Raw genomic sequence first — 18,275 nt, 5'->3', positions numbered from 1 at the left:
ATGGTTAATATCCACTGAAATTACACAATATCTAGATGCCGCGCGCTTGACAAAGCGCGCGGCATCTTTTTTGCGCGCTCCCTTTTCGCAGATTTATGAAGGCGGTATTGTCATCAGACTTGATTCGGACGCACCACAGGGCGGTGCGGACGAAATGGGATGTCTTGTCGAAGATGCGGCACATAGGACGGAGACAGACCGGGGATGTCGGTTCAAAATTCGGATCTGCGCGAGCAGACAGTTCAACGCGTTGAAAACACGCAAGCGGGCGTGGCATTGAGCGCACAGACTCTGGTGCGTTTTGGCGCATCTGCGGACGGAAAACCGGTGTTCACTTTTCCTGGAAACGCTCTGGCACGTTGCCGGCTGGCAATCCGTGCGATCCGGACCGGCTTTTCACGGCTTCCCTTCCTGCTTTCCGGCACGTTTCTGGCCGGTTCAGCCACCGTAGCGCTGGCGCAGGATGGACTTGCGGCCAAAGCCGGCGCTCGGCTGTTTTCATCAGGTGAAACCATAACCTATTCGCTTTTCGTGGGTATGCTTTCCGCGACGCTGTTTTCAGTCGTCTGGCTGGTGCGCCAGCGCGGCAATATAGAGGCGGAGAGCAGCGAATTTCGCCAGGCGCTTGCCCAGTCTCACCACAAGATCGCCAAATACGAAGCGCTGATTTCCGACAAGAGCCGCCGCATCGTCATCTGGGATGGCGCAGAAAACCGTCCGGAATTTCTGGGGCAGCTGCCGGCCGAGACAGGCGTGCCGCAGGCGGACCAGGATTTTCTGGCCTTTGGCCGCTGGCTGAAACCGGCATCCGCCAGTCAGCTTGAGAAATCCATTGAGAAACTTCGTAGCCACGCACAGAGTTTCGATCTCACCATCGAAACGCATCGCGGCGAAGTTATCGAGGTTCAGGGCCGGGTTTCCGGCGGCAATGCCTTTGCACGCTTCATCGCCCTCAACAATCTGCGTGCGGAGCTCGCCGAACTGCAGGTGGAGCGTGAACGGCTGATCGCTTCCGTCTCGACTTTTCAGGAACTTCTCGATTCCATCGAGCAGCCCGTCTGGCGTCGCAATGGCGAAGGCGAACTTATCTGGGTGAACCATGCCTATGCACAGGCAGTGGATGCGCGGAACGCTGAACAGGCCATTCAGGAGAAACGAGAACTTCTGAACACGGTTACCCGGCAGAAGATACGCGCGGCCGCGACCCCGGAATCGCCCTATCACGACCGTATTTCCACGGTGGTTGCGGGTAATCGCAGTTTCTTCGATGTCGTCGACATCAAAACGGCGGGCGGGTCTGCCGGTATCGCCATCGATGCCACCGAGGCCGAAACCATCAGCGAGGAACTGAAGCGGGTTCTGAAGAGCCACGCCGAAACGCTGGATCATCTGGCAACGCCCGTCGCCATTTTCGACGGCCGGCAGCGGCTGCAATTCTATAATCAGGCTTTTGCGACCCTGTGGGGCCTCGACCTGGTGTTCCTCGAATCCGGGCCTGACAATTCAGAGCTTCTCGACAGGTTGCGCACCGCCGGCAAATTGCCCGAGCAGCTCAACTGGAAGAACTGGAAGGAGACGGCGCTCTCCGTATACCGTTCGCTCGATACCAAGACCGATCTCTGGCACCTGCCCAACGGGCAGACACTGCGGGTGATTGCCACGGCTCATCCGCAGGGTGGCGCAACCTGGGTTTTCGAAAACCTGACCGAGCAGGTCGATCTGCAAATGCGCTACAACACATTGGTGAAAGTGCAGGGCGAAACCATCGACCATCTGGCCGAGGGGGTCGCCGTGTTCGGTGCGGACGGTCGTATTCGCCTGTCGAACCCGGCATTCCGGGCGCTGTGGGGCGTGACTGCCGAACAGGCCGAAACCGGAACGCACATCCGCGCCATCGAAACCGCCTGCGCACCATCCTACGACGGGCCGGACGGCTGGCGCGCCTTCAGCCAGTTCATCACCAGTTTCGATGATGAGCGGCCATCCCGGCAAGGCACACTGGAACTGCTTTCCGGCCTCGTCCTCGATTATGCGATCATTCCGTTGCCGGATGCGCAGACCATGCTGACCTTTGTCAACATGACGGACAGTGTACGGGCTGAGCGCGCCCTTATGGAAAAGAACGACGCTCTTCTCAAGGCAGATGAGCTGAAGAATGATTTTGTGCAGCATGTTTCCTATGAGCTGCGTTCGCCGCTGACAAACATTATCGGCTTCACCGATCTCCTGAAGACCCCGGGCCTTGGGGAATTGACGGAGCGGCAGGCGGAATATCTCGACCATATTTCCACATCCTCCTCGGTCCTTCTGACGATCGTCAATGATATTCTCGATCTTGCGACCGTCGATGCCGGCATCATGCAACTCAATTATTCGGATAATGACCTGAACGAATTGCTCGAAGATGTTTCGGTGCAGATCGCGGACCGGCTGCAGGAAAGCGGCATTTCACTTCAGATCGTCGCCCCGGCTCATCTCGGCAGCCTGGTGGCAGACCACCAGCGCCTGAAGCAGATCCTCATCAAGCTCCTGACCAATGCGATCAATTTCGCGCCGGAAGGGTCTTCAGTTACGCTTTCCTGCCAGCGCAGCGAAGGTGACTTCATATTCTCTGTGGCGGACAAGGGACCGGGCATCCCGGAAGACATGCTGAAAACGGTCTTCGATCGGTTTTCGACCCGCGGCAATGGCGGCCGGCGAACCGGCGCCGGGCTTGGCCTTTCCATTGTCGAAAGTTTCGTCAGTCTCCACCACGGAACGGTTAGCATAGACAGCCGGCCCGGCAACGGCACCACCGTCACCTGCCGCATTCCTTCCGCCACGCGTCCGCATTCCATTGCCGCAGAATGAGCGAAAATGTCTTTCCGATCACTATTCCTCTTGCGGGGGAAAAGGACACCATCAGGCTCGGTGAAGACCTCGCGCTGGCGCTGAAGCCCGGCGATTGTCTGGCGTTGGTCGGCGACCTTGGCGCCGGTAAATCGACGCTTGCCCGCGCCTTCATCCGGGCGATGGCAGACGAGCCGGATCTCGAGGTTCCGAGCCCCACCTTCACCATCATCCAAACCTATGCCACCCGCATTCCGGTCGCCCATCTCGACCTCTACCGGCTTTCGGATGTTTCCGAACTGGATGAGCTCGGCATCGATGAGATGCTGGAGGATGGCATCTGCCTGATCGAATGGCCGGATATAGCAGGAGAGATTCTGCCACCCGGCCAGACCGTAACCCTGACGTTGACGCATTCCGGTGAAGGGCGGATCGCCTCCATCGAGGCTCCGGCAAATCCGAAAGCGCGGCTTGAGCGGGTTTTTGCCATCCGGGAATTCCTCGTCAGAAATGGCAGAGGTGACGCGGTCCGCCGCTTTCTGAGCGGCGATGCTTCCACCCGTGCCTATGAGACCATCTCCAACGATGGCCCGGACCTTATCCTGATGGATTGGCGCCGCCCCTTGAAAGGCGCCATCGTCGCCGACGGCAAGACCTATGCGGAGATTGCCCATCTCGCCCAGGATGCCCGCTCCTTCGTGGCGATCGGTAATTATCTGCGGAATCGCGGCTTTTGCGCGCCGGAGATCATCACGGCGGACATCGACCAAGGCATTCTCCTGTTGCAGGATCTGGGGCGAGATGGAGTGTTAGCCGCCGATGGCGCCCCAATCGAGGAGCGCTATCTGGAAAGCGTTGCCTTTCTGACGGCACTTCATCAAGCGTCACAACCCGGTCCCCTGCCCGTGGGTGATGGCAGCACCTATGAGGTTCCACCCTTTGACCGGCAGGCGATGAAGATCGAGGTCTCGCTGCTGGTGGAATGGTATCTGCCCTATAAGCGCGGCAGGCCACTGTCCGATGGCGAGAAGCAGGAATATTACGCCATCTGGGACGCTCTGATCGACTCGCTTGCAGATTGCGAAAACGGGCTGCTGCTGCGCGACTTCCATTCGCCAAATATCCTCTGGCAACAGCAGAACGCCGGCATACGACAGGTCGGCCTGATCGATTTTCAGGACGCGATGATTGGCCCGACCGCCTATGATCTCGCTTCCATTGTTCAGGATGCCCGGGTTACAATCGAGCCCGGATTGCAGGCACGCCTGCTTTCGCATTATCTCGAGAGCAGGCGGCACACGCCTTCTTTCCATGAGGCTGCTTTTCTCAAGGCTTTCTCCATCATGTCGGCGCAGCGCAACTGCAAGCTTGCCGGTATCTGGGTCAGGCTGATGGAACGGGATGGCAAACCCGGTTATATGAAGCATATGCCGCGGACGTTCCGCTATCTCGCCGCAGCGCTTTCGCATCCGGAACTTGCGCCGCTCAGAGACTGGTGCCTGCGCATGGGCATGGACTTTAACAACTGAAAGACGGTTGACCACGATGACGATCAAAAACGCGATGGTGCTGGCCGCCGGGCTCGGTACTCGGATGCGCCCGATCACCGATACGATCCCGAAGCCACTCGTACAGATCGCCGGCAAGCCAATGATCGATTATGTGCTCGACGCTCTTGTGGAAGCCGGTGCCGAAAGAATTGTCGTCAATGTGCACCACCACGCCGAGCAGATGGTCGCCCATCTTCAGCGCCGCGCCGATGCCGAAATCCTGATTTCCGACGAACGCTCCCAGCTGATGAATTCCGGCGGCGGTCTCGCCAAGGGTCTGAAGCTTCTGGAACCCGGCCCGGTCTTCGTCATGAATGCCGATCTCTTCTGGATCGGTGAGCAGCTGCACGTGGCCAGCAATCTGCGCAAGCTCGCACAGTTCTTCGATCCCGGTCGGATGGATATGGCACTGCTCTGTGTCGACATGGATCGGACCACCGGCCACAATGGCAAGAGGGATTTCAACCTCGCCGGGGACGGAAGACTGACCCGCCATCGCGAGGGCGATACGAACCCCGTCGTCTATGCCGGCGCCATCGCCATGGACTCGCGGCTGCTTGACGATGCACCCGCGGACGCTTTCAACCTGAATATTTACTTCGATCGCGCGATTGAAAAGGCCCGGCTTTACGGGCTGCCGCTGGATGGTCACTGGATTACCGTCGGCACGCCGGAGGCCATAGACGATGCTGAGAACATCATCCGGCAATTCAGGGAAAAACGCTCTGCATGACGGGCTCCCACCACGCAAAGCGCGTTCTGACGATCGCTGCGGGAACACCGTTCCTCAAAACGCTTGCGGAAACGCTGTGCGACGGAAGACTGGCGGCAGGCTATCGATATGACCCGGCCGATCCCCTGTCGCTTGCCAAGGTGACGATATATGTGCCGACGCGGCGTTCGGCCCGCGTGCTGCGCTCGGAATTCGTCGATCTTCTTGGCGGCCGTTCCGCCATTCTGCCGCTCATCCGGCCCCTTGGCGAAACGGATGACGACAGCGGTTTCTTCGATGTCGAAAACCCTGAGATCATGGATCTCGCGCCGCCGATTTCCGGCACCGGCCGACTGATCGAACTCGCGCGTCTCATCCTTGCATGGCGCAACAGCCTGCCGGACGCCATCCGGGCGATCCATTCCGATTCGCCGCTGGTCGCCCCCGCCAGCCCGGCCGACGCGATATGGCTCGCGCGTGCGCTGGCAGAGGTGATCGACGCGATGGATACGGAAGAAAAAGATTGGGAAGCACTTCAGCATCTCGATACCGGTGATCACGCTCAATGGTGGCAGCTCACGGCCGATTTTTTAAAGATCGCCAGCATCTTCTGGCCCGCCCGGCTTACCGAACTCAACAGATCTTCGACCGGACGGCACCGAAACGCCATCCTCCGGGCAGAAGCGAACCGAATTGCCACATTGCCGGACACCGGTCCGATCATCGTCGCTGGCTCGACAGGCTCCATTCCGGCCGCCGCCGATCTCATCGCCGCGGTTGCAGCTTTACCGCAAGGCGTGGTGGTGCTTCCGGGGCTTGATCTTGCCATGCCGGAAGAGCAATGGCAGGCGATCGCCGAGGACCCCACCGATCCTTCGAGCCGCACTCACTCCCAATACGGGCTTTATGTCCTGCTGCAGAAACTGGGCATCCTGCGTGACGATGTGGTTCCGATCGGTGTCCTCGATAACGATCTGGAAAAGCGCGCCGCGGTATTTTCGGCAGCGCTTGCGCCGGCCAAATCCACCAGTGACTGGAACCGATGGCGTGAAGACCGGGATTCCGCAATTTTTAACGATGCCTTTGCAGCGGCCACGCTGATTGAAGCTGCCAACGAGCGCGAAGAGGCCACCGCCATCGCAGTGGCGCTCAGGCTTGCGCTCGAAGCACCAGCCTCGGAACGGCCTTCGCAGGCGGCCCTGATAACACCCGACCGCGGGCTGGCGCGGCGCGTGGCAACGGAGTTGCAACGCTTCGGCATCGAAGCCGACGATTCCGCCGGCACGCCGCTTTCGGCAACGGCCCAGGCCGGCCTCACGCAACTCGCGCTGGAGGCGATCCTGAGACCCGGAGACCCGGTGCCGATCATTTCCCTTCTGAAACACCCGCTCGCCCGTTTCGGGCTCTCGAGCGAAGCTTTCACCAGAGCTTCGAAGGCGCTTGAGCTGATTGCGCTGCGAGGCGGCCGCGTCGAAACTGAAGTGGGCAATCTGGAAACGGTTCTTGACACCCAACTCCTTGCGCAACGCGAGGACAGACATCCGCCCGCCTGGCGGCTGGCCCTGCCTGACGGAAGCGTTGACGCCGCGCGCGATCTGGCGCGACGAATTGCAATGGCCACAGAGCCGCTGCGCTCCGCCTTCGTCCGCCGCGACCGATCTGGCCGGGCCTTTACCGACAGGTTGCCTCTTTCCGACTGGGCGGAACGGACCGGCCGCGTGATGGAAGCCATCTGTGGGGATGAAAATACAGATCTTGCCGCTCTTTGGTCCGGCGAGGCCGGAGACAAGCTTTCCAGCCTCTTTGCCGAACTGATGGAAAGCGGAGATATTCTCGACGCGGACGGTCCGCAATGGATCGATATATTCGCGGCGCTTGTGGCAGGGGAATCAATCAAGCCAAGATCGATGCGCCATCCGCGCATCTTCATCTTCGGCGCGCTGGAAGCGCGGCTGCAAAGTGTCGATACGGTCATCATCGGCGGTCTCAATGAAGGCCTCTGGCCGGGCCAAACGGCGAATAATCCGTTTCTTTCCCGCACCATGAAGACTGCGATCGGGCTGGAGCCGCCGGAACGGCGTATCGGCCAGCTCGCGCATGACTTTGAGATGGCCAACGGCACGCGACACATTTTCTACACCCGGGCGCTCAGGCAGGGCTCCACGCCTGCCGTCGCCTCACGCTGGCTGCAAAGGCTGCTGGCCCTGGGCGGCGAGGATTTTGCCAAAGTCCTTAAAAAACGTGGCGAAACATATCGTCATTGGGCGGGTCTGATGGATGAGAGCATCGAGCAGGAGGCGGCAAAGCGCCCTTCCCCGAAACCGCCAGCTGAATTGCAGCCGACGCGTTACTCCTTCAGCGAAGTGGGCCGCCTGCGCCGCGACCCCTATTCGATCTATGCGCGGCGCATCCTGAAGCTCGACGCGCTTGACCCGTTCAACCGCGACCCGAACGCAGCCGATCGTGGCACGCTCTACCACACGATCATCGAGCGCTATTCCCGTGAGGGGCACATTCCCGGTACGTCGGCCTCGCTTTCGGCCATGCAGCGCATTCTCGACGAATGTTTCGATGCTGAAAACCTGCCTCCCCATGTGGATGTGATCTGGCGACCACGTTTTGCAGCGGTGGCGCGCGCCTTCATCGACTGGGAAAAAGAACGTCATCCATCCATTCGTCACAGCTTTTTCGAGGCGCGCGCGGGCCAGGAAATCGTCGAAGCAGGCATAAGGCTCACCGGCGTCGCCGACCGCATCGACATCAAGACAAACGGTCAGGCGGATATTATCGACTACAAGACGGGGCTCGCGCCTTCCGTCAACCAGGCGCGGGCGCTGCTTGATCCACAGCTTGCGCTGGAGGCGGCGGCCTTGATGCGCGGCGCCTTCCGCGAGGCCGGTTCACCCACGCCTGAAAACCTCATCTATGTTCGCCTGCGGCCGGGCGAGCGTTTTTTCGGCGATCAGGTCAATAACGAACATTCCAGCCGAAGCGGGAAAAGACCGCCAAAATCGGCAATTGAGCTCGCGACGGAATCGATAGGACAGCTCACCAAATTCGTTCATTCGCTGCGCAACGGGGAAAACGGCTTCGCCTCGCGGCTGGTGCCGGAAGAACAGCAATCCTACGGCGGGGAATATGATCACCTCGCCCGCGTTTCGGAATGGTCGACGGCAGAACCGGGAGACGGCGATGACGATTGATCCCTTCGATGCCGGTCCTGCCGCCGACACACCTGAAAGCTGGATCGACTGGACCAGCGCCCGGCAGCGGCTTGCTTCCGATCCCGCCAGCTCCGCCTGGGTGTCGGCCAATGCCGGTTCCGGCAAGACCCACGTACTGACCCAGCGCGTCATCCGCCTGCTTCTGGCTGGCTGCCGGCCTTCGGCGATCCTCTGCCTCACCTATACCAAGGCTGCAGCATCGGAAATGTCGAGCCGCGTCTTCGACCGTCTGGCGGAATGGGCTACTTTGCCGGATTCCGATCTCAAGGACCGCATCGCCGCCATCGAAGGCAAGGCGCCGGATCGCATCAAGCTCGCCGAGGCTCGCAGGCTCTTCGCCAAGGCGCTGGAAACACCGGGCGGTTTGAAGATCCAGACAATCCACGCCTTCTGCGAGGCATTGCTGCACCAATTTCCGCTGGAAGCCAATGTCGCCGGCCATTTCTCCGTTCTCGACGACCGCGCCGCAACCACGCTGCTGGCTGAGGCGCGCCGTTCGCTCCTGACCGCGGTTTCGACGGAAAGCGATGCGGACCTGGCGCAGGCGCTGGCCTATGTTCTCGATCTCGCCGATGAAAGCGGGTTGGAAGCGCTGCTTTCCGCCATCATCGCCAATCGCAGTGCCCTGCGGGCCTTCCTTCTGGATGCCAAACAGTCAGGCGGCATCGATGCCCGGTTGCGGCAGGCGATGCAGATTGCAGATGGAGAGACCGAAGAAACTGCCGCGGCCGCTTTCTGGCCTCTGCCCGGCCTCTCCGGCCTCGCGCTCGATACGTACCTCACCCTTGCCGACGAGGTGGGTGGATCACGCGTCATCGATGTCGCCTATGCACTCAGGGAAGCAAAACGACAACCAGACCCCGTGCGGCGGATGGAATTCATCGAAGCCGCCCTGTTGACGGCCAAGGGCGAAAAGAAATCGGATGCCTATGTCATCAACAAGGGCATGCAGAAATCCGCCCCCGAACTTCTCGACGCGCTGACGTTGGCGCGGGACCATGTCGTTGCCTGCCGCAACCGTTATCGTCTGGTGCGAATGCTGGCGGCGACCAAATGCGCCCTTGTTCTGGCGGAAAGGCTGATCGGTGATTTCGAAGACCTGAAGAAACAGCGAAGCCAGCTCGATTTCGAAGACCTGATCGAGCGCGCGGCCAACCTCCTCAACCGCGATACGGCGGGTGCGTGGGTGCATTACAAGCTGGATCAGGGCATCGACCATATTCTGGTCGATGAGGCGCAGGACACGAGCCCGGTGCAATGGTCGATCATCCAGTCGCTTGCGGCGGATTTCTTCACTGGCGAGAGCGCCCGCATGGGGCGGCGTACGCTGTTTGCCGTGGGCGATGAAAAACAGTCGATCTATTCATTCCAGGGCGCGCGGCCGGAACGGTTTTCGCAGGAGCGCGAAGAGACCAAGAGACGGGTCGATTCGGTCGAACAGGCCTTTCACCGCATTCGCCTGCCGCTATCCTTCCGATCCACGGAGGATGTGCTGGCGGCTGTCGACCAGGTGTTTTCGGACCCGAATAACGCAAGCGGCCTCAGTGCCGATAACGAGCCGGTGGAGCACCGGTCCAACCGCGCTGGCCATCCCGGCACCGTGGAAGTGTGGGATATGGTGGCACCGGAAACCACCGAGGACGAAGAGGATTGGACAGCCCCCTTCGATGCGCTGCGGGAAAGCGCGCCGGCCACCATAATTGCCCGCCGGATCGCCGCGCGCATCGCCGATATGATCGGACGCGAGACCATCATCGAAAAAGGCGTGGAGCGCGCAATCGAACCGGGCGACATTCTGGTGCTTGTCAGAAAACGTCATGCCTTCGTCAATGCACTGACCCGGGAGCTGAAACGGCGCAAGAACATACCCGTTGCCGGCGCTGACCGCCTTCGTTTGACCGACCACATTGCCGTGCAGGACCTTCTGGCGCTCGGTCATTTCGTTGTCCTGCCCGAAGACGACCTTTCCCTTGCCGCACTTTTGAAAAGTCCACTCTTCAACCTGACGGAAGACGACGTTTTCGACATTGCCGCCATGCGATCGGAAACGGAGAGCGTCTGGAAACGGCTGCAAATCCTTGCGCAGGAAGATAATAACCATCTTTCCAGCGTTACCGCCAAGCTGGAAGGTTTTATCGCGCTTTCTAAAACGGCCACCGTACATGATTTCTTCGCAGCGGTGCTTACACTGCATGACGGACGCAAGAAATTTCTCGGCAGGCTTGGCAACGAGGCAAGCGACGTTCTGGATGAATTCCTGTCCTTCGCGCTGGATCACGAAAGGACCGGCCTGCCCGGCCTGCAGGCCTTTCTCTCCGTTCTGGAAACTGACTCACCGGAGGTGAAGCGGGAGCAGGACAAGGATCGCGGCGAAGTTCGCATCATGACCGTGCACGCCTCCAAGGGGTTGGAAGCACCCGTCGTTTTTGTCGTCGATGGCGGTTCGAAGGCCTTCAATCACAGCCATGTGCCTAAACTGCGTTTTGTCGAAGCGGGTGAAGACGCCTTCCCGGTCTGGTTGCCCGGCAGCGGATTTTCAAACCACCTTATCCGATCGGACGAAGAGCGGCTGAAGACCGTCGCCGAAGATGAATATCGGCGGCTGCTTTATGTGGCCATGACGCGCGCCGCCGATCATCTCGTCGTCTGCGGTTATCGCGGCCAGAAGGAAAATCCCGAATGCTGGCATGCCATCGTCAAAAAGGCGCTTGCCAACAACGAAGACCATTGCAAGCCCCAGCTTTTCACGGCGGATGTTGAGGAATGGCAGGGGCTTGTCTGGCGCAAATCCGAACCGCGCTCGACACCTGTCCCACAAAGGCCGTCGGAAACGCCGCAGCAGGAAGACTATGCCCTTCCGGCGGGACTTCTTACCCCTTTGCCTGCCCTGCCCTCTCTACCGAGACCGCTCAGCCCTTCCGGCGCGGGCACCATCATCGATGACGGTGCGGATGATCTCGCCGTGCGCTCACCACTGTTCGGGGGGAAAGCCGAGGTCTCTTCATTGGCGCTGCAGCGCGGACGGTTGGTGCATCGCATGCTTCAGGCGCTGCCCGATTTTCCGGCGGTCGAACGGGAAGAGGCGGCGCGCCGTTATGCTGAACGCGCGGCGCGGTTCTGGCCTGTTACCGAGCGCGAGCAATTGGTACGGGCCGTTTTGCGTGTCATGTCCGAACCCGCGGTTCAGCCGGCCTTCTCTGCCAACAGTCGCGCGGAAGTGTCGATCATGGGCACGATGGCCCTCGGCCGGCAGCAATATGCCGTCTCCGGCCGCATCGACCGGCTGGCGGTCGAGGGAGATCGCGTCATCCTGATCGATTACAAGACCAACCGAGTGCCGCCCCGCGAAGCGCGTGAAATACCCTTCTCCCATACGGCGCAGCTTGCCATTTATCGGGAAATTCTGGCACCGCTTTATCCCGGCAAGGAATTTGTCTGTGCGCTGATTTATACGGAAAATGCTGCCTTTATAACGGTTGGCGACGATGCGATGAGAGAGGCCCTTGCCGCAATAAAGACAAAGTGAGATACCGGGGCATTGAAATTTCGACGCGCCCGCATCACATCGATAGTGGAAAAGATTTACTGAAAGGAGAGCCAGATATGGCTACCGTAAAAGTCGATGCCGCCAACTTCCAGTCCGAAGTCCTTGAATCCTCCGAACCCGTCGTGGTGGATTTCTGGGCCGAATGGTGCGGCCCGTGCAAGATGATCGCGCCGAGCCTTGAGGAAATTTCCTCCGAGTTGGCCGGCAAGGTCAAGGTCGCAAAGCTGAATATCGACGAAAACCCGGAACTGGCCGCTCAGTTCGGCGTTCGGTCCATCCCGACGCTCGCCATTTTCAAAAGCGGTGAAGTGGCTGACATCAAGGTTGGCGCTGCTCCCAAGACAGCGCTTTCGGCCTGGATTTCCGGCGCCGCATAAGCAATATCAATGGAATGAAAGAAGCCCGGCAGCGATGCCGGGCTTTTTTATTGCGGCACCGTGCCGTTGAGGGCAAGTGCATTGCCAGCAAGGTAAAGCGAACCGCCGATCAGGATGCGCGGTGCCGGTCCTTCAGGGTCGAAGCGGCGCGACAACTCTTCCAGAGCATGTGTCAGAGACGATGTTGGCGCTGCAACGAGGCCAGCATCGAAGGCGGCATGGGCGAGTACCACAGGGTCGATCGCCGCATCCGTGCCGCCGATCGGCACGGTAAAGACATATTCGGCAATATCGGCGAAGGCCTTGAAATAGCCCACCGGATCCTTGGTGTTGATGAGGCCGGCAATGATGAAGAGCGGCCGCGGCGTCTTTTCCTCAAAACCCGCCATTGCCTCTGCAATCACTTCACCCGCACCGGGGTTATGGCCACCGTCGATCCAGATTTCCGCATCTTTCGGTGCCATTTCAGCGATTTTTCCAGTCAGGATGCGCTGAAGACGACCGGGCCATTCCACCGTGGTCATGGCCTTTTCGATCATCCGCTCCGTCACCTCAAAACCGGCAGCCTTGACGGCGCGGATCGCGGCGGCGGCATTGGCGAGCTGGTGACGGCCCGGGAGCCGTGGCAGCGGCGCATCCGTCAGTCCGAACTCATCCTGATAGACCATGCGGCCGAATTCTTCATGGGCGGAAAAATCCTGGCCATAGACTGACACGGGGCAACCGAGACGCTCCGCCGTGGCGAGAAGTGTTTCGAGCGCCGCATCATATTCCTGATGGCCAATGACGACGGGTGAGCCCTTTTTCATGATTCCCGCCTTTTCGGCGGCAATCAGTTCCACGCGATCGCCGAGATAAGCCTGGTGATCAAGCGAAATCGGCATGATGACGGAAACCGCCGGGTTATTGATGACATTGGTCGCATCGAAACGGCCGCCCAAGCCAACCTCAACGACCGCGGCATCGGCGGGCTGTTCCGCAAAAAGCACGAACATAGCCGCAGTCAGGATTTCGAAAACCGTGATTGTCTGACCTGCATTGGCAGTTTCAATGCGGCGCAGCGCGTCCGCAAATATCTCGTCTTTGACGTAACGGCCTTTATCGCCCGCCACGCCGATACGGTATCGTTCGTGCCAATTTACCAGATGCGGTGAGGTATGAACGTGGACGGAGAGCCCTGCAGCCTCGAGGAGGGCACGGCAAAAGGCAGTAACCGAACCCTTGCCATTGGTGCCGGCTACATGGATCACCGGTGGCATTCTGTTTTGTGGATTGCCGAGTTTTTCGAGAAGACGGGAAATTCTGTCGAGTGAAAGATCAAAGCCCTTGGGGTGGAGCTGCATTAGCTCTTCAATGATCTTTTCTGCCTCACCGATCGCGGGCTTCGTCATGTCTTCCGTTCGCCTTTCAGGCGTTTTGCTTGTCATTTGTCCGCCGCCCCAAAAATGAAATCAGGCAACGTATAACATCATCCCGGAGGCAATTTATGCCTCCGGGCGACATATTTTTTTTCTCAGGCCGAAACGGCCAGGGGGACGACGGCGTTTGCGTTGTCAGCGGGCGCCTTGGTCATGATTTTGAGCAGATTAGCCAGCGTGTCCGGGATTTCGCGACGATCAATGACCATATCCACCATGCCGTGCTCCAGCAGGTATTCCGAGGTCTGGAAGCCTTCCGGCAGCTTTTCGCGAATGGTCTGCTCGATCACGCGCTTGCCGGCGAAGCAGATTTCAGCGCCCGGTTCGGCAATATGCACGTCGCCGAGCATGGCGTAGGACGCCGTGACACCGCCCGTGGTCGGGTTGGTCAGAACCACGATGTAAGGCATGCCAGCTTCCTTCAGCATGTTTACCGCAACCGTGGTGCGCGGCAACTGCATCAGCGAAAGAATGCCTTCCTGCATGCGGGCGCCACCGGAGGCCGGGAACATGACAAGCGGGCAGCGCTCGGAGATGGCACGCTCAAAGGCCTTGACGATCGCTTCGCCGGCGGCGATGCCGAGCGAGCCGCCCATGAACTGGAATTCATGCACGACGGCGACGATCTTCAGGCCCTTCAGCAAGCCAACGCCGGCAAGGATCGTATCCTCCTGCTCGGTCTTCGCGCGGCTATCACGCAGGCGATCGGTGTATTTCTTGGAATCGCGGAACTTCAATGGGTCCTGCGCCACCTTCGGCTGCGGCAGAGCCTCATAAACGCCGCCATCGAAAAGATCCGCAAGACGCGCCTTGGCCGGCATCTTCATATGATAGCCGGACGCCGGAATGACCCACTTGTTGTCTTCCAGATCCTTGTGGAAGACCATTTCACCCGTTTCCGGGCACTTGATCCACAGGTTTTCCGGAACCTCCGGGCGGCGGCCGAGCATGGAATTGATCCGCGGCCGAACGTAATTGGTGATCCAGTTCAACTGTCTACTCCTGACTGGGCCGCGCGCTTATTCTGCAGCGGCGAGGCGTGATGCACGCACGCCCGTTGAAAGTCCTTTTACCAGCGTCGTAACGGCCGGCACGGTATCTGCGGTCGCCTGTCCATCCTTGGTCAGGCTGCCGGCAATCTGGTTGACGATGGCGGAACCCACCACCACACCGTCCGCCACGGCACCGATTGCCTTGGCATGATCAGCCGTCTTGACACCGAAACCGACACAGACCGGCAGTTCCGTATGCGCCTTGATACGACCGACAGCGCCCGAGATCAACGACGGATCGGGAAGCGCTGAACCGGTGATACCGTTCATCGAGACGTAATACACGAAACCTGAGGTATTTTTAAGGACGGTCGGCAGGCGTTTGCCATCGGTGGTCGGCGTTGCGAGACGGATGAAGTTGATGCCGCGCGCAAGCGCCGGAATGCAGAGCTCATCGTCCATTTCCGGCGGCAGATCGACCACAATCAGGCCATCGATGCCTGCCGCCAGTGCGTCGTCCAGAAATTTTTCGACGCCATAGATATAGATCGGGTTGTAATAGCCCATCATTACGATCGGCGTTGCATCGTCTTCCTTGCGGAACTCCCGAGCAAGATCGAGCGTGGTTTTCAGCGTCTGTCCGCCCTTCAGCGCGCGCTGGCCAGCGAGCTGAATGGCCGGGCCGTCCGCCATGGGGTCGGAAAACGGCATACCGAGTTCGATAACGTCGGCACCGGCTTCCGGCAGCGCCTTCATGATGCCAAGCGAGGTCTGGAAATCCGGGTCGCCGCCCATGAAATAGGTAATCAGGGCCGGGCGATTTTCCGCGCGCAGATCGGCGAAGCGCTTGTCCATACGTGCAGTCATGATCTTATACATCCATTCCAAGGAACTTGCTGACGGTGTGGACATCCTTGTCGCCGCGGCCGGAGAGATTCATCAGGATGATCTCGTCCTTGCCCATTTTCGGCGCACGCTTAATGACCTCGGCCAATGCATGGCTCGGCTCCAGAGCCGGAATGATGCCTTCAAGGCGGGTCAGCATCTGGAAGGCATCCAGCGCCTCATGGTCCATGATCGGCACATATTCGACGCGGCCGATGTCGTTCAGCCAGGAATGTTCAGGGCCGATACCGGGATAATCGAGGCCTGCGGAGATCGAATGGCCTTCCTTGATCTGACCATCTGCATCCTGCAGCAGATAGGTGCGGTTGCCGTGCAGCACGCCCGGCGAACCGGCAGTGATTGAAGCGCAATGCTCTTCGCCCGAAAGGCCCTTGCCACCCGCCTCGACGCCGACGATGCGGACGCTCTTGTCATCAAGGAAAGGATGGAAGATGCCGATGGCGTTAGAGCCGCCGCCAACTGCCGCAATGACCATATCTGGCAGACGGCCTTCCGCTTCCAGCATCTGCGCCTTGGCTTCCTCGCCGATAACGGCCTGGAAATCGCGGACCATTTCCGGATAGGGGTGCGGGCCCGCGGCAGTACCGATCAGGTAATAAGTGTCGTCGACATTGGTGACCCAGTCACGCAGTGCCTCGTTCATGGCATCCTTCAGCGTGCCGTGGCCGGCCGTGACCGGCTTTACCTCGGCGCCGAGAAGCTTCATACGGAACACGTTCGGGGCCTGACGCGCGACGTCCGTCGCGCCCATGTAAACGACGCAGGGCAGACCGAAACGTGCCGCCACCGTGGCCGAAGCAACGCCGTGCTGGCCGGCACCGGTCTCCGCGATGATGCGGGTCTTGCCCATGCGCTTGGCAAGCAGGATCTGGCCGAGGCAATTGTTGATCTTGTGTGAACCCGTGTGGTTCAGTTCTTCGCGCTTGAAGTAAATCTTCGCGCCGCCAAGTTCCGCCGTCAGCCGCTCCGCAAAATAAAGCGGGCTCGGACGACCAGTATAGTGCGCGCCGAGATGCTTGAGTTCCGCCTGGAACGCGGGATCGGTTTTAGCCTTGTCCCATTCCGCCTGCAAATCCAGAATGAGTGGCATCAGCGTTTCAGCAACGAAGCGACCTCCGTAAATGCCGAAACGTCCGTCCTCATCAGGACCAGCGCGAAAAGAATTGGGTGTTGGCGCGTCGTTCACTTCAAGCTCCCTTTGGGCCTTTCGACCAATCATTCACCACATCGAAAAAAGCGTCGATCATGGACAGATCCTTGACGCCCGGCGCGCTTTCGACGCCAGATGACAAATCTAGTCCGCTCGCCCGGGTTTCTGCCAGAGCCTCGGCGACATTGTCCTTGTTCAGTCCCCCGGAAAGCATGTAATCGATGCTTCCGTCAAGGGAGCGCAGGATGGTCCAGTCGAAGGAAACACCGTTGCCGCCCGGAAGCTCCGAACCAGCGGGCGCCTTGGCATCCAGCAGAAAACGATCGGCTATCCCGTTATAAGGGCCAATTTTGGCAAGATCAGCGGCATCGCGAATGGAAATCGCCTTCATGACCGGCAGGCCGTAAAGCGCCTTGATGGTCAACAGCCGCTCCGGGCTTTCACTGCCGTGCAGCTGCAGAATGTCAGGTTTTACGAGATCGACGATTTCATCGAGATAATCATTATCGGCATTGACGGTGACGGCGACCACCTTGGCTGCGCCACGGGCGGCTTCGGCCAGCTTACCGGCTAAATCGGGCTCGATGTTGCGTGGACTTTTTTCAAAGAAAATAAAACCGACATGCGACGCGCCGCGCCTGATGGCGCGCTCCAGCGCTTCCGGTGTCTTCAATCCGCAAATCTTGATATCCGGTTTCATATCCGCGACCTGACACGAAATGCGACGAGAGTCGAGCCAAATCGCATCCGTTATTGATGGAATGTTTCACGTGAATCCAGATGGCGATTGACGCCCTAAGTTTCAATCGAAATCGATGGCGTGGAGTTTGAAGCCATTACGTTTCAGCCAGTCCTTGGCTTCATCGGTGTGCGGGCAGAGTTTTTCGCACAAAGCCCAGAATTTCGGTCCGTGGTTCATTTCCCTCAAATGCGCGACCTCGTGGGCGGCGAGATAATCGATGACCTTTTCCGGAGCCATGACTATGCGCCAGGAAAAGCTCAGGTTTCCATCATGGGAACAGGAACCCCAGCGGCTGCGTGTATCCTTCAAGCTGATCGATCGCACCGGCCGGCCGGCCGCTCTGGCATGAACGGCCACAAGCCGCTCCAGGTCGGCCTTCGCCTCCTTTTTCAGGAAGGCCGCTATCCGCCGTCTCAGATGCTCGGGCGCGCCGCTGACTTTCAGAACGGGCGCGCCATCGGCGTCTTTCGCGACATGCGTCAGGCCGCGCAGGCTGCCCGTATGGTCAATACGGTGGGCTACTCCCCTGATATCGATGGTCGTGCCGGAACGCAGACCGTCATCAGGACTGAACTTCGGAAGCCTGCCTTCCAGCCAGCCCTGATGTCTCTCGAGAAAATCATCCACCTGGCGATGATGCAGACCCATCGGGATCGTCAGCTTCAGCGCCCGGCCGCCCGGCTCGATGCGCAAGGTAATGCGCGTCGCCCGCGGGTTCTCCCTGACCGTGATCGGCACCTGCCGGCCTGCCACCGAGACGGTGCGCTGGCTCGGCACGACCTTCTTTGGCGCCGGGGACTTCAGGGATTTTCTGAGGAGCGAAAACAT

Annotated in this window: 12 protein-coding genes; 6 read left to right on the top strand and 6 right to left on the bottom strand. The window is 59.5% G+C overall.

All coding sequences use genetic code 11. The features are described 5' to 3' along the window. The first annotated feature begins 204 nt into the window (after nucleotides 1-204). The 6 genes from BLU28_RS21195 to trxA all read left to right on the top strand — a co-directional run bounded on the left by BLU28_RS21195 (nucleotide 205) and on the right by trxA (nucleotide 12,239). Nucleotides 205-2,850 carry a sensor histidine kinase gene (locus tag BLU28_RS21195; RefSeq protein ID WP_060942448.1) on the top strand — a complete coding sequence of 882 codons (2,646 nt, stop codon included), beginning with the start codon at nucleotides 205-207 and terminating at the stop codon, nucleotides 2,848-2,850. After that, nucleotides 2,847-4,358, top strand: a complete 1,512-nt coding sequence (gene tsaE / locus BLU28_RS21190) for a tRNA (adenosine(37)-N6)-threonylcarbamoyltransferase complex ATPase subunit type 1 TsaE (RefSeq protein ID WP_077987169.1) — start codon at nucleotides 2,847-2,849, stop codon at nucleotides 4,356-4,358. The genes BLU28_RS21195 and tsaE overlap by 4 nt, the downstream gene beginning before the upstream one ends. A 16-nt stretch (nucleotides 4,359-4,374) precedes the next feature. Further along, complete coding sequence (locus BLU28_RS21185) at nucleotides 4,375-5,112, top strand: nucleotidyltransferase family protein (RefSeq protein ID WP_035208055.1); 738 nt, start codon at nucleotides 4,375-4,377, stop codon at nucleotides 5,110-5,112. Next, complete coding sequence (gene addB, locus BLU28_RS21180) at nucleotides 5,109-8,294, top strand: double-strand break repair protein AddB (RefSeq protein ID WP_077987168.1); 3,186 nt, start codon at nucleotides 5,109-5,111, stop codon at nucleotides 8,292-8,294. The genes BLU28_RS21185 and addB overlap by 4 nt, the downstream gene beginning before the upstream one ends. After that, entirely contained in the window at nucleotides 8,284-11,841 is a 3,558-nt protein-coding gene (gene addA / locus BLU28_RS21175; RefSeq protein ID WP_077987167.1) for a double-strand break repair helicase AddA, read from the top strand. Before addB ends, addA begins: the two co-directional genes overlap by 11 nt. A 77-nt stretch (nucleotides 11,842-11,918) precedes the next feature. Next, nucleotides 11,919-12,239, top strand: coding sequence for a thioredoxin (gene trxA, locus BLU28_RS21170; RefSeq protein ID WP_003516334.1), 321 nt, complete (start codon nucleotides 11,919-11,921; stop codon nucleotides 12,237-12,239). Nucleotides 12,240-12,286: 47 nt separating this feature from the next. Here trxA and BLU28_RS21165 read toward each other — a convergent pair whose 3' ends face one another. The 6 genes from BLU28_RS21165 to BLU28_RS21140 all read right to left on the bottom strand — a co-directional run bounded on the left by BLU28_RS21165 (nucleotide 12,287) and on the right by BLU28_RS21140 (nucleotide 18,275). Continuing rightward, complete coding sequence (locus BLU28_RS21165) at nucleotides 12,287-13,666, bottom strand: bifunctional folylpolyglutamate synthase/dihydrofolate synthase (protein ID WP_175477718.1); 1,380 nt, start codon at nucleotides 13,664-13,666, stop codon at nucleotides 12,287-12,289. 86 nt (nucleotides 13,667-13,752) lie between these two features. Further along, nucleotides 13,753-14,649 carry an acetyl-CoA carboxylase, carboxyltransferase subunit beta gene (gene accD, locus BLU28_RS21160; RefSeq protein ID WP_006700113.1) on the bottom strand — a complete coding sequence of 299 codons (897 nt, stop codon included), beginning with the start codon at nucleotides 14,647-14,649 and terminating at the stop codon, nucleotides 13,753-13,755. A gap of 27 nt (nucleotides 14,650-14,676) precedes the next feature. Beyond that, complete coding sequence (gene trpA / locus BLU28_RS21155; RefSeq protein ID WP_004444282.1) at nucleotides 14,677-15,516, bottom strand: tryptophan synthase subunit alpha; 840 nt, start codon at nucleotides 15,514-15,516, stop codon at nucleotides 14,677-14,679. Between the two features lie 4 nt (nucleotides 15,517-15,520). After that, entirely contained in the window at nucleotides 15,521-16,741 is a 1,221-nt protein-coding gene (gene trpB, locus BLU28_RS21150; protein WP_035208049.1) for a tryptophan synthase subunit beta, read from the bottom strand. Nucleotide 16,742: 1 nt separating this feature from the next. After that, nucleotides 16,743-17,405, bottom strand: coding sequence for a phosphoribosylanthranilate isomerase (locus BLU28_RS21145; RefSeq protein ID WP_004444276.1), 663 nt, complete (start codon nucleotides 17,403-17,405; stop codon nucleotides 16,743-16,745). Nucleotides 17,406-17,507: 102 nt separating this feature from the next. Further along, nucleotides 17,508-18,275 carry a M48 family metallopeptidase gene (locus BLU28_RS21140; protein WP_077987166.1) on the bottom strand — a complete coding sequence of 256 codons (768 nt, stop codon included), beginning with the start codon at nucleotides 18,273-18,275 and terminating at the stop codon, nucleotides 17,508-17,510.

Source organism: Agrobacterium pusense, assembly GCF_900102105.1.
Classification (GTDB): domain Bacteria; phylum Pseudomonadota; class Alphaproteobacteria; order Rhizobiales; family Rhizobiaceae; genus Agrobacterium; species Agrobacterium pusense.
Note: the sequence above shows the minus strand (reverse complement) of the source record. Positions and strands in the feature narration are given on the sequence as shown.